The sequence below is a fragment of the Bradyrhizobium sp. WSM4873 genome, from assembly GCF_055811355.1.
In genome coordinates this window covers 47907-59237 of the sequence record NZ_JBVVPS010000004.1, presented here as the reverse complement: position 1 = coordinate 59237, position 11331 = coordinate 47907, and the positions used below count along the sequence as shown (strand labels likewise).

At 61.5% G+C, this 11331-nt stretch carries 18 protein-coding genes; 9 read left to right on the top strand and 9 right to left on the bottom strand.

All coding sequences use genetic code 11. The features are described from left to right. The 3 genes from coxB to AC0L21_RS08715 all read right to left on the bottom strand — a co-directional run bounded on the left by coxB (position 1) and on the right by AC0L21_RS08715 (position 1863). Positions 1–1011: a cytochrome c oxidase subunit II gene (gene coxB, locus AC0L21_RS08725; protein WP_473260241.1), complete on the bottom strand. Its 1011-nt coding sequence runs from the start codon at positions 1009–1011 to the stop codon at positions 1–3. Between the two features lie 63 nt (positions 1012–1074). After that, entirely contained in the window at positions 1075–1629 is a 555-nt protein-coding gene (locus AC0L21_RS08720) for a DUF421 domain-containing protein (RefSeq protein ID WP_473260239.1), read from the bottom strand. Between the two features lie 18 nt (positions 1630–1647). Then, entirely contained in the window at positions 1648–1863 is a 216-nt protein-coding gene (locus AC0L21_RS08715) for a hypothetical protein (RefSeq protein ID WP_473260237.1), read from the bottom strand. Between the two features lie 53 nt (positions 1864–1916). Here AC0L21_RS08715 and AC0L21_RS08710 point away from each other — a divergent pair, with 53 nt between their 5' ends. Continuing rightward, the gene (locus AC0L21_RS08710; protein WP_247289215.1) at positions 1917–2135 is read left to right on the top strand and encodes a DUF6894 family protein; all 219 of its coding nucleotides are present in this window, start codon (positions 1917–1919) and stop codon (positions 2133–2135) included. A gap of 29 nt (positions 2136–2164) precedes the next feature. Further along, a complete protein-coding gene (locus AC0L21_RS08705; RefSeq protein ID WP_473260234.1) occupies positions 2165–2632 on the top strand; it encodes a metallophosphoesterase family protein in 468 nt (155 codons plus the stop codon). A gap of 20 nt (positions 2633–2652) precedes the next feature. Here AC0L21_RS08705 and AC0L21_RS08700 read toward each other — a convergent pair whose 3' ends face one another. Together AC0L21_RS08700 and AC0L21_RS08695 are read right to left on the bottom strand one after the other, a co-directional pair. Beyond that, positions 2653–2841: a hypothetical protein gene (locus AC0L21_RS08700; protein ID WP_083926604.1), complete on the bottom strand. Its 189-nt coding sequence runs from the start codon at positions 2839–2841 to the stop codon at positions 2653–2655. Between the two features lie 34 nt (positions 2842–2875). After that, on the bottom strand, positions 2876–3547 hold the full coding sequence (locus tag AC0L21_RS08695) for a DUF1236 domain-containing protein (protein ID WP_473260231.1): 672 nt from the start codon (positions 3545–3547) through the stop codon (positions 2876–2878). Between the two features lie 47 nt (positions 3548–3594). Between AC0L21_RS08695 and AC0L21_RS08690 the strand changes: the two genes are divergently transcribed. Continuing rightward, positions 3595–3768, top strand: a complete 174-nt coding sequence (locus AC0L21_RS08690; protein ID WP_473260229.1) for a hypothetical protein — start codon at positions 3595–3597, stop codon at positions 3766–3768. Between the two features lie 760 nt (positions 3769–4528). Here AC0L21_RS08690 and AC0L21_RS08685 read toward each other — a convergent pair. Both AC0L21_RS08685 and AC0L21_RS08680 read right to left on the bottom strand, forming a co-directional pair. Further along, the gene (locus AC0L21_RS08685; RefSeq protein WP_473260227.1) at positions 4529–4744 is read right to left on the bottom strand and encodes a hypothetical protein; all 216 of its coding nucleotides are present in this window, start codon (positions 4742–4744) and stop codon (positions 4529–4531) included. 87 nt (positions 4745–4831) lie between these two features. Beyond that, positions 4832–5311: a DUF4142 domain-containing protein gene (locus AC0L21_RS08680; RefSeq protein ID WP_473260224.1), complete on the bottom strand. Its 480-nt coding sequence runs from the start codon at positions 5309–5311 to the stop codon at positions 4832–4834. A 227-nt stretch (positions 5312–5538) separates the two neighbouring features. On the opposite strand from AC0L21_RS08680, the gene AC0L21_RS08675 reads away from it, so the two are divergent. The 4 genes from AC0L21_RS08675 to AC0L21_RS08660 all read left to right on the top strand — a co-directional run bounded on the left by AC0L21_RS08675 (position 5539) and on the right by AC0L21_RS08660 (position 8420). Next, a complete protein-coding gene (locus AC0L21_RS08675; protein ID WP_473260222.1) occupies positions 5539–6048 on the top strand; it encodes a DUF2243 domain-containing protein in 510 nt (169 codons plus the stop codon). Positions 6049–6221: 173 nt separating this feature from the next. Next, the gene (locus AC0L21_RS08670; protein WP_473260220.1) at positions 6222–7007 is read left to right on the top strand and encodes a succinate dehydrogenase iron-sulfur subunit; all 786 of its coding nucleotides are present in this window, start codon (positions 6222–6224) and stop codon (positions 7005–7007) included. A 72-nt stretch (positions 7008–7079) separates the two neighbouring features. Continuing rightward, positions 7080–7559, top strand: a complete 480-nt coding sequence (locus AC0L21_RS08665; protein ID WP_473260218.1) for an NUDIX hydrolase — start codon at positions 7080–7082, stop codon at positions 7557–7559. Beyond that, positions 7560–8420, top strand: coding sequence for an SIR2 family NAD-dependent protein deacylase (locus tag AC0L21_RS08660; RefSeq protein ID WP_473260216.1), 861 nt, complete (start codon positions 7560–7562; stop codon positions 8418–8420). Between the two features lie 8 nt (positions 8421–8428). On the opposite strand, the gene AC0L21_RS08655 is transcribed toward AC0L21_RS08660, so the two are convergent. Continuing rightward, positions 8429–9403, bottom strand: coding sequence for a patatin-like phospholipase family protein (locus tag AC0L21_RS08655; protein WP_473260213.1), 975 nt, complete (start codon positions 9401–9403; stop codon positions 8429–8431). Positions 9404–9472: 69 nt separating this feature from the next. Continuing rightward, the gene (locus tag AC0L21_RS08650) at positions 9473–9730 is read right to left on the bottom strand and encodes a DUF3551 domain-containing protein (protein WP_473260210.1); all 258 of its coding nucleotides are present in this window, start codon (positions 9728–9730) and stop codon (positions 9473–9475) included. 141 nt (positions 9731–9871) lie between these two features. Here AC0L21_RS08650 and AC0L21_RS08645 point away from each other — a divergent pair, with 141 nt between their 5' ends. Together AC0L21_RS08645 and AC0L21_RS08640 are read left to right on the top strand one after the other, a co-directional pair. Beyond that, positions 9872–11068: an NADH-quinone oxidoreductase subunit D gene (locus AC0L21_RS08645; RefSeq protein WP_473260206.1), complete on the top strand. Its 1197-nt coding sequence runs from the start codon at positions 9872–9874 to the stop codon at positions 11066–11068. Positions 11069–11094: 26 nt separating this feature from the next. Further along, positions 11095–11331, top strand: coding sequence for a hypothetical protein (locus AC0L21_RS08640; protein ID WP_473260204.1), 237 nt, complete (start codon positions 11095–11097; stop codon positions 11329–11331).

Genomic DNA, 11331 nt, shown 5'->3' with positions numbered 1-11331 from the left:
TCACTTGAGCTGCTCCAGATAATGAATGATCGCGATGAGCTCATCCGATTGCAGCGGCATCTTCGGCATCAGATTGCCGGGCTTGATGTGCTGGGGGTCGGCGATCCAGGCGCCGAGCGTCGCGGGAGTATTCGGCAGCGTTCCCGCAGCGATCGTCGTGCGGCTGCCGATATGCGTGAGATCCGGGCCGAGTTGGCCGCCGGCCAGCGTACCGCTGATGTTGTGGCACAAGGCGCATCCGCGCGCCCGGAACAGAGCCTCGCCTTGCTTGCCGAGCTGGTCCGTGGGGCTACTCGCGCTCTGGTTTTCATGGTCGCGCCAGCGACCGAACTCGTCGGGCGACATCGCGATCACGGCGAACGCCATATGGGCGTGCTGGATCCCGCAGAACTCGGCGCATTGTCCGCGATAGACGCCGGCATTCTTCGCGGTGAATTGCAGCTCGTTCTTCTGCCCGGGGATCAAGTCCATCTTGCCGGTCAGGCTCGGCACCCAGAAGCTGTGGATCACGTCGGCGGATTCAAGCTCGAGCTTCACCGGCTCGCCCGTAGGGATCCGGATCTCGTTGGCCGTCACGAAACTCTGGTGCGGACTGTCGGCTTCATAGCGAACCTCCCACCACCATTGATGGCCGATGATCTTGAGCGTGTGGGCTTTCTCATCCTTGGCAAAGACGGTGCGCTGACCGGCATAGCTGACCAGAGAGAGGCCGAGCACGGTGACGGTGGTCGCAATCCCAAGCGCAAGGATGACGCGCCCGGAGCGTTGTTCGAAGGGCTGGTGGAGGTCCAGCGGCTGATCGGCTGCCCGCTTCCGTCGCAAGAGCCCCATGCCCAGAACGATGACGACAGCGGTCCAGACGATCGCCGCGACAATGAGAAAGATGAACAGCGTGTGCCGAATCTGGTCGGATTGCAGCCCTTGAGGGTCGAGCGCCGACTGCCGGCCCGCGCACGCAGCAAGCGGCCAAGTCATGCACAATACCAGAACCCTTCGCACCCAGATCTGCATTGACGTTTTGTCGCACTCCGCTTCACAGGCGGAACCGGTCAGGCCTACAAAGGTTCCTATGCGCTAATCCGGCCGGTTCGCCGAATTCGAGCCGCCCAGTTCCGGAATGTCGGCGAGCGCCGTGGCATCGGACCGGACCTGCCGGATGACGCTGAATGTACCGTCGGCCTCGAGCACGACCGCACCGACATCTTCAACACGATCAATGCCATGCTGCCGGATGGCGGCGCGAACGTCCGCCTCTGCCACACGCTGGCTGCGCATTGCCTCGTGGACGAATCGCCCCTGATGGAGCAGCAACGTCGGCTGCGGATTCACGACCACCCGCAACTGGCTCCACTGCGCCACGGCGAAGGCGATGATGAATTGCAGGCCGATCAGGATGCTGAAGCCGACCAGCGACTGCGCGACGCTGATATCGCCGGACAATACGCTGTTCGCGAACGTGGAGCCGAGCGCAACCGTGACGATCAGGTCGAAGGCGTACCATTTGGCAAGTGTTCGGGGCCCCGCGATCCGGAGCAGGACGACCAGTGCGACATAGGTGACCGTCGTGCCGATCGCGGTTCTCAAGAGCGGGGTCCAGCCCTGGAAAAGGATATGTCCGACATCGGGCATGACAGCCGCGCGCCCGGACTAAAATGGCCAGCCTTTGTCGGCGATCACGATCGCCGCATCGCCGGCGGCCATCAGCAGCAGCACGATAAGGACGGCGATCATCGCGCCGGGTTGAGCAAGCACGCGCAGTTCTTCCAGCATGGGTTGACTCCGAAAACGCGGATGTTCCGCAGCAGCAATAATCGCGATGACTTGAGGGTTCCTGCGCACATGCAGGGAGTTGATGCCCGCCACGCCGGAACGAAGGCTCCAGATCGCGCGTTCCTGCGACGAATTCGAGGGTTCACGTGCCGCGCTATCATTTCGATCTGGTCGACTCCAAGACCGTTGCAGACGAGGGGGGTGCTGAATTGCCCGATGACATCATGGCGCTGGATGTTGCCGAGGAGATCGCGAAGAGGCTCCTTGCGGAGCGTCCCGAACTCCGGAATCGTCATTTTTCCATCCTGGTCACGAACCAGGAGGGTGAGGAGATCGGGAAAGTGCCACTGGATGTCCTGCACTGAAGACTTGGCCTGACAAGGCATTGAGGAGCATGGCATTGAGGATCGGCGTGATCTCGGATACGCACGGCCTTCTCAGGCCTGAGGCCGAACGCTGTCTTGCGGGAGTCTCGCATATCCTCCACGCCGGTGATATCGGCGCGCCGGAGGTTCTGGAGCGGCTTTGCCGAATAGCGCCCGTCACCGCCATCAGGGGAAACGTCGACGTTGGCAGCTGGGCGAGCCGCTATCCTGAAACCGAAACGGTGCACCTCGGCGCTCGTTGCTTCTACCTCCTGCACGATCTCAAGACGCTCGACGTCGACCCTGCAGCATCCGGTGTGAACGCGGTGATATCAGGACATTCGCACCGGGTGAGGGTCAACACGATCAACGGAGTGCTTTTCCTGAATCCCGGGAGCGCCGGTCCAAGGCGCTTCAAGCTGCCGATCACGCTGGCAACGCTCGATCTGGATGAGGGCGGCGACCTGCGGCCCACCATCCATGAGCTCGACGCGTGAACGAGATACATGCGTGGCAGCTAGTGGGTATTCGATTTTTGCCACCGCTCCAGATCAATCGGGGGACGCTTTGGGTCGATCTGCTCCTTCTCGGGATTTCCCTGCCAAGGCTGGTCCGTCTGCCGATGGGTTGGCAAATCGGTCTGCTGTCGCGGATCGTCGACCGGGGTTTCTCTCGGGTCGTTTTCAGGCGCTTTCGCTTTCGGCATAAGTTGTCCTCTCTAACGATGCGGCGGCACGCGATCAGCGCACGCCGGCGATGATTGCCGCGACGCGGCGCGAATGCTGATCGACAATGACGAGATCCTTTCCGGCGATCAGATATTGATCGCCCCAGAACCCGTTCAGCACCTGGGTGACCTCGGGCGGCAAGTCGGCCACCTCGGTCTGGCGCGGCACCGAAGTACCGATCATCATCTCGAAATTCGGGCGATCCATCGTCGGGCTGTGCGCCGATGAGATGATGGCGCGGAGCTGTTCGCGCTGCTGATCGTTGAGGCTAGCCGGCTGAGTGGTCTTCTGAATGTCCCGCGCACGGCCGCCGGTCGTATCTTCATTGCCAGCCGGGTTTTCCTTGGCCGCTTTGCTGACCGCTTCGTGCTGCGTTGGAACTCCAGTGCCGACCGTCGTGGCCGCGGCACCTTTGTCTGCTCCCGTGGAGGGGCGGCCCAGATAGTCCGTTGCCCCGAACATCTGTGGCACAGCGAACCAGACGATGAAACCTACAAACAAGACCGCGGCCGCTACCGATCCCGCCATCATCAGCTTCCGGGTGCCGTCCTTCTCCGTTTCGCGCGATAGATCCTTGACCATGAACAGACAGCCTTCGGTATGAACTGCCGGGTCAACACGGGCAGGAATCGTTCGTTCCTCCGGGCATGCATCAGCATCGATCAGGAACGACCGGGGCCGCATCTCATTGCCAGCGCATGAGGTCGCGAGACCGAAACAAGGAGCATGCAATGTCCAAAATGCCCCCCGTACCGCCAGAGCAGCGCAGCGACAAGGGACCCGGATCTGATCCAAAGATCGAGACGGACGACAAAGTCCCCGGCCGCGAGAACTTCGACACGCAAGGACGTCACGGCAACATCAAGCAGAACACGACGAACCAAGGCTACCAGCAGGACCGATGAATGCCACACAAGAAGTCAGACACTGAACGCTTCGGTGGTCCGGGCTCCTCGCGGCAGGACCGCAAGCACCCTGAAAAGGGAGGCCGCGAGCATGAGCGCCCTGCGCCCGGAACGCCCACCAACGACCGCAAATCACACGTCTCGGGAGGCGGTGGTGAGCGCGACCAACATCACACGCACAATGATCGCGAGAGGAGCTGAGCGATGGCTAAGACAACTTCGAGCTTGATGGTGATCGCCTTCGTGGCGACCGCGTCGATAGGGGCCGCCTCGGCGCAGAGTGGTGGCGGCGGCGGTTCGGGAGGATCGGGCGGAGCAAGCGCGAGCAGCACGAGCGGCGGCACCGGCGGCACCACAAGCCCTGGGTCAGCCGGCGGTGCCTCGAGCCTTGGGTCTGCAGGCGTTGGGTCTGCAGGTCCTGGGTCTGCAGGCCTCGGGTCTGCAGGAGCTACAAACCAGACAGGCGGTGCATCGCCCAATCTGGGTAATCCAGCCGACGCGGCCGCGGCTTCGCGCGGCACGACGGCTACCGGCACGAACACCGCTGGAACGGCCCAATCAACCGGTGGTGGCCCGCGAGGATCGACCACCGTCGGGCGGGCCGGCAATCCCGCAGGAGGGACCAGCAGCGGACGGATTGACGGAACTGAGACACCCGGTCCGTCGATGCCGGGCGACGCCGAAATACGCTCGGAGAACTCTCAGGATTCCCACGTCGATCGGAAGATCAAGAGCATCTGCAAAGGTTGCTAGATCGCGATCACGACGCCGGGTTCTGCGGCGTCCAATCGAGGTCGTCCTCGCTTCGAGGTTCGGGGTCGGGCGAGCAGGGCTTGATCTTCAAATCGTCCTCAAGCCTGGGCTTGCCCTCGCTGCTTTCGACCAGACCGGCGTCTTCGGCCTTTTTCAGCGTTTCCTCTTTGGTTGGAAACGTCCGGCTCAGTTTTTCGTCGTCCTTGAACAGGGCATACGCCATATCAGCTCCTCGCGATTTGGATCATCGAAGACTTTGACGGGGGTCGACACACGCGGCCACCGCCGCTCCTTGTCCCTGGGTGAAGCTCTAGCCGACTTCCCTGAGATTGCTCAGGATCGCCAGGTGGCGCTGAATGATCGGCAGCGACATCTGTGCGACCTGCTGTTCGCCGGGGTTGCCACCGGATCGCAAATACGACGCGTTGAGCGCGAGCAATTCACGGTGCCCGCGGATCTGCCCCTGCACATACATCCGGTCGAAGGGACCCGATGGTGTGGCCTGAAGGCGCTGAAAGAGGGCGGCATGATCCGACCGCAGCGGTGCCGATCCCGGCGCTGCTCCGAGCGCACTCGCGACCTGGACCTGTTCGGCGATCTCTGCATTCGCGAAGTTGACGATGTCGGGATTGCCGGTGCGCGTCAGGGCGAGTTGACTCGTCTGCATCGCAAACGCGCCACCCATCAGATCGGCCGTTCGAAAATCCCGCTGCGGGCCTGGTTTGGATTGCACAGCGTAGGTGGATAGTCCGAGGCCGCCCAATGCAAGTAAAAACGATCTTCTCAGCATGATGAATCTCCAATGTTGGATTCACAAGACGCTGCGACCGTTTCGAACGTTCCTATCGTCACGATAAGCAGCCGAGCGATGCTCCACCGAGCGCCTTCGGCGGCATGAGATGAGCAGGCAGATTAACGCAGGTTATTGGCACGGGGAGTGCGTCATGATCATAGGAACGGCAACCTGGAGGAGGGTTTGTCCATCATCCAGATGCCCACCGCCGCACGAGCAGATTCATGCAAGACAGCAATTCATCCAGCTTTCCGATTTCCGCGGGTGTCCTTCTCGGGCTTGGTCTGGGCGGATTTTTTGATGGCATCGTGTTTCACCAGCTGCTGCAATGGCATCATATGTTAAGCGGCTGGTACCCGCTCAACTCCATCGACAACGTCAAGCTCAACACGACCTGGGACGGCATCTTCCACAGCGCGGCCTATGTTCTTGTGCTGCTCGGGCTGTATGTGCTGTGGCAACGGGCGCGCAGGTCCGACATCCACTGGTCGCGCGGCCAATGCCTCGGTGCGATATTGCTCGGTTGGGGCATCTTCAATCTGGTTGAAGGCGTGGTGGATCATGAGATCTTCAAGCTGCATCGGGTGAATGAGACGGTGCCCGACGAACAGCGAATCTTCTGGGACATCGGCTTCCTGCTATGGGGTGCGGCCATGTTGGTCATCGGCGCCGCCATGACACGCGCCGGCTCGCAAGGGAGGGTACATGCGGAAAGCAGTCTACAGGCTCGCTAGAGAGACCCCGCCAGCTCTGGTCTATGCCATTTTTGTATTGCTGCTGATGCTCGCGACAGCACCGGCCTTTCGCATCGTGCTGCTTGGTGTGTCGCTGGACGATCTCCTTCAACTACGTTGCTTCAATCCCAACTGATGCGGTTATCAACGCCTCACGTCCGTCCGGAGGTAGTATGGTCGAATTCAGGCTTCCGAAACACTCCCGCGTCGAAAAGGGAAGGGTCTGGCCCAAGCCGGACAGCAAATCGCTTCGCGAATTCCAGGTCTATCGCTGGAATCCCGACGACGGACGCAATCCCCGGCTCGACACCTACTTCGTCGATATGAGCGATTGCGGGCCCATGGTGCTGGATGGTCTGATCTGGATCAAGAACAACATCGATTCCACGCTGACATTCAGGCGCTCCTGCCGCGAGGGCGTGTGCGGCTCCTGCTCGATGAATATCGCCGGCCAGAACACGCTCGCCTGCACCAAATCTATGAGCGAGGACGTCCCGCAAGGCGAGCCACTGCGCGTGTTGCCTTTGCCGCACCAGCCGGTGGTCAAGGACCTCGTTCCGGACTTGACGAATTTCTACGCACAGCTCGCATTGATCGAGCCTTGGCTGCAAACCGTGTCACCCACGCCGCAGAAGGAATGGCGGCAGAGCCATGAGGATCGGGCGAAGCTCGACGGACTGTACGAGTGCATTCTCTGCGCCTGCTGCTCGACGTCTTGTCCAAGCTACTGGTGGAATTCCGAGCGCTTCCTCGGCCCGGCGGCGCTGATCCAGGCGGCCCGCTGGGTCAACGACAGCCGCGACGAGGCGACGGGCGAGCGCCTCGACAAGCTCGAAGACCCCTTCAGGATCTATCGCTGTCACACCATCCTCAACTGCGCGAAGGCGTGCCCGAAGGGCTTGAATCCGGGCGAAGCAATTTCCGGATTGCGCCTCAAGATGGTCGAACGGAAGTTCTGATCGGATGGACACTCCCCGCATAAAGGAACGATGGCTGCGGCGCTGGCTTATCGACCAAACTGGAGACGCCTGATGGGCAAGAAACAATTCGCCGCGTTGCCGTTCACGCTGAAGAATTCCGAATTGCGCGTGATGCTGATCACGACCAGGCGCAAGGGCCGGTGGAGTGTCCCGAAGGGATCGCCGATGCGCAAGACGGAGCCGCATCGTACGGCTGCGCTCGAGGCTTATGAGGAGGCCGGTCTTGTCGGCGTCACCGCAAAGCGCGCGCTGGGCAGTTTCAAGCATCGCAAACGGAAGGGTGATCGCAAGCGGACCATGGATGTCGCCGTCTTTCCCATGAGGGTCCACGGGCAGGAGCGCTGGTGGCCGGAAAAAGGCGAGCGCGAAGCAATCTGGGTCTCGCCGAAGACGGCGGGCCGTCTGGTGCACAAGGCGCAGCTTCGGCGTCTGATCGCCCGCTTCGCGGCCCAAACGGAGAAGACCGCCTCCTCACCGCTGAGCGATGGCATGGCTCCAGGAACCCGCGTCTCGTCCAGCTATTCAAGGTAGATGAACCAGCAACCGCCCGGACTCGCATTCAAGGAGCGACCGCCTCATGAGGTCCTGGCCGCTGCGGTCAAGCAGCGTTGCGCGATCCTGTTCGTCGGCGCCGGCGTCTCGATGGCTGTCGGCCTGCCGTCCTGGCAATCTCTGATCGACCATCTGCTGGATGACCTTGGACTTGAGCGCGACGTGATCGATGGAATGCACGGCGGCTACCAGATGCTGGCGGAGTACTACCGGCTGAAATGCGGCGGAATTGGCCCGCTCCGCAGCTGGCTCGACCGCAACTGGCGCGTCGACCCGGACAGGATCGCGGCCTCACGGCTCCACCGGCTCATCGTTGAGCTCGATTTTCCGACCATTTACACCACGAACTATGACCGCAACCTCGAGACAGCCTTCGAGGTCCTGGAAAAGCCCTACGCCAAGATCAGCAACGCAAAGGACATTGCAAGCGCCCGTTCGGGCGTCACGCACATTATCAAATTCCATGGCGACTTCGACGACGATGCCTCGCTCGTCTTGACCGAGACCGACTTCCTCAACCGGCTCGCGTTCGACTCGCCACTCGATATCCGGTTTCGCGCCGATGCCTTGGGCAGCACGCTGCTTTTCATCGGATACAGCATGTCCGATCCCAACATTCGGCTCCTGTTGCACCGGATTTGGCAGAGTTGGGATGAGTCCGGGCACCGCCAGGACCGACCGAGGTCCTTCGCTTTCGTCACGCAGCGCAATCCGGTGCAGGAAGCGGTATTGGCGAACTGGGGCATCACCACCATAGCGCCGCCTGACGGCGTCAGCCCAGATGATGGTGTTAGCCGGTTTTTGCTGGACATCCGCCAGCGTATCGACCGAGAGACCTAAAGCGGACCCTAGCCTCGCCTTACGCTGCATATCCCGTTCCGGGGGGCCAGGGATCCGGCATGCTGCATGTCCAAAAAACCCGCGCGCCAACGTTGCGCCATGGCCGCTTCCGACAGATCGAACGATTTCTCAGGGCCGGCTTCCTCGCGGCCGGGTCGGTAGCTCAAGAGATGGATCCTGTCGTTGCGATGAAGGCCCTGTAGCTCGGCGCGAAGCTGGCGAGCTACGAGGGCGTGACGAAGGCGCTGGAAGGTCTGATTGCCGAAGGTGAGATCGCTCTTGCGCTCAGCTGCGGCCTCGAGGCCGTCAGGAACGCTGCCGTCCCGCGCAAAGAGGTCGACGACGTAAAGGCGAAGCGAGGCTGCAGCTTCGAGGACCGGATCGAACGGCGCGTTGAGCGAGAACCCGCCATCGCCGAGCCACCGCCCGGCAACCTGCACCGGTGCGAATTCGGGGAGAAATCCGCAACTGGCCAGGATGTGATCCATCTCGATCCGCTCCGACGACGAGTCGAACAGAATGGCATCGCCGCTTTCGAGGTCTGTAGCGCAAATCGAGATGCGCAGCTCGCCGTTGTTCAGGCGCCCGAAATCGACCAGCCGCTGAAGGCGCTCGCGCGTCGGGCCGAGATCATACAGACCGGTGAACGGGAACGACGTTAGAGGGAGACGGGGATGAAAAAAGCCGATGTGGCCAAGCATGCGCGTATTGATTGAGCTCAGCCAGGCGGACAGATGGCGGCTGGCGTCCGGTGTGGCGGCAGCCGCTGCGGGAGCATGCCAGTAGCAGCGCAAATTCTCGAGGCGATCGGCGATTGGACATCCCGCGATCAAAGCGGCGGTAATCGCGCCCGCGGACGAGCCGGTGACCCAGTCGATGTGCGGCGAGACAGAAGTGAGGGCCTCGAATGCGCCGCCATGATACGCGCCGAGACCGAGACCGCCGGCGAACACGACGGCCGTGAGCGTTTGCTCTGCTGCCATGCGACCGCTCGGTTCAGCGGCGGGATCGGTCAGAAAGCAGCTTCATTGCCGATCCGCAAGCCGGGTTGGTCACCGATATCCCCTATATCGCCGTGCATAGGCATAGCGAGGATTGACGCCGCAATAGGCGTTCGTTCCCGATGCAGTCGCCATGCACTGAGCGTAACTGGCGAACTGGCAGTTGCCCGGATAGCCCCAGACGCGGCCCTGAAGGCAGTAGCGGTCTTGTGCGACGGCCGCCGTTGGGAACCCGAGGCCCGCCACGAGCGCGAGAGAGGCGGCAGCGAGAAGCAATCGATGTTTCATGGAAATCTCCGATTTCAACATTGAACGTCTCTCATGAAGCGGTGTTCCAAAGTGCAACGTTTGAGGCTCCTTTTCTCCGGTTCGACGCCAATCGTTAACCTGTGTGAAGCCGTCCGATGGCGATCGCGACTAAGGTAACGGATGTCCTCGATCGGAAGCGATATGTCTGACCAGTCTCCCAGCTTGAGAAACTTCACCATCAATTTCGGTCCCCAGCATCCCGCCGCTCATGGCGTGCTGAGGCTCGTGCTCGAACTGGACGGCGAAATCGTCGCACGCATCGATCCGCACATTGGTCTTTTGCATCGGGGCACCGAAAAGCTGATCGAGGCCAAGACCTATCTTCAGGCGATTCCCTATTTCGACCGGCTCGATTATGTCGCTCCCTTGACGCAGGAGCATGCGTTCTGCCTGGCGATCGAGAAACTGATCGGGCTTGAAGTTCCGCGGCGAGGGCAGCTGATCAGGGTGCTCTATCACGAGATCAGCCGCATCCTGTCTCATCTTCTGAACGTCACGACGCAGGCGATGGACGTCGGCGCCTTGACGCCACCTCTTTGGGGGTTCGAAGAGCGCGAGAAGCTCATGGTGTTCTACGAGCGTGCGTCCGGCAGTCGGATGCATGCCAACTATTATCGTCCCGGCGGCGTGCACCAGGACCTTCCACCGAAACTGATCGACGATATCGAGGCCTGGTGCGATCCGTTCCTGCGCGTCGTCGACGACCTGGATCGGCTGCTCTCGCTCAACCGCATCTTCAAGGCCCGAAATGTGGATATCGGCCGGGTGACGCTCGATCAGGCCTGGGCCTGGGGCTTCTCCGGCGTGATGGTGCGGGGGTCGGGCGCGGCCTGGGACCTGCGAAAGGCACAGCCCTACGACTGCTATGCCGAGATGGACTTCGACATCCCCGTCGGACGAAACGGCGACTGCTACGACCGCTATCTCATTCGCATGGAGGAGATGCGGCAATCCGTGCGCATCATGAAGCAATGCATCGAGAAGCTGAAGTCTGCCGACGGCCAGGGGCCGGTGCTCGTGCAGGACAACAAGGTCGCGCCGCCGCGACGTGGCGAGATGAAGCGTTCGATGGAGGCGCTGATTCACCACTTCAAGCTATACACCGAGGGCTTCCACGTTCCCGCCGGCGAGGTCTATGTCGCCGTCGAAGCTCCGAAGGGCGAGTTCGGTGTGTTCCTCATCGCGGACGGGACCAACCGTCCCTACAAGTGCAAGATCAGGTCGCCGGGATTCGCCCACCTGCAAGCGATGGACTTTCTCTGCAGGGGACATTTGCTCGCGGACGTCTCGGCAATCCTCGGGTCGCTGGATATTGTCTTCGGCGAGGTCGATCGCTGACTGGAAAGTTACAATGGAGGATCAGGATGGATATCAGGGAAAGCTCCGCCATGACCGAAGCGTCCGGCCTGGTGGACGATCAGGTCACCGCGCAGAACGGCTCGCACGCGCCGCACGCTGATACAAGAACAGGACTCGATGCGCCTTCCCAGGCGCCCTCGGCGCGATTGGCCGACCAACTGCGGAAGATGACCAGGGCAGCACCGCTGCAAGCGGTCTTTGCGGCGTTTCTGTTGGGCGTTCTGGTGGCTCGGCGTCGCTAG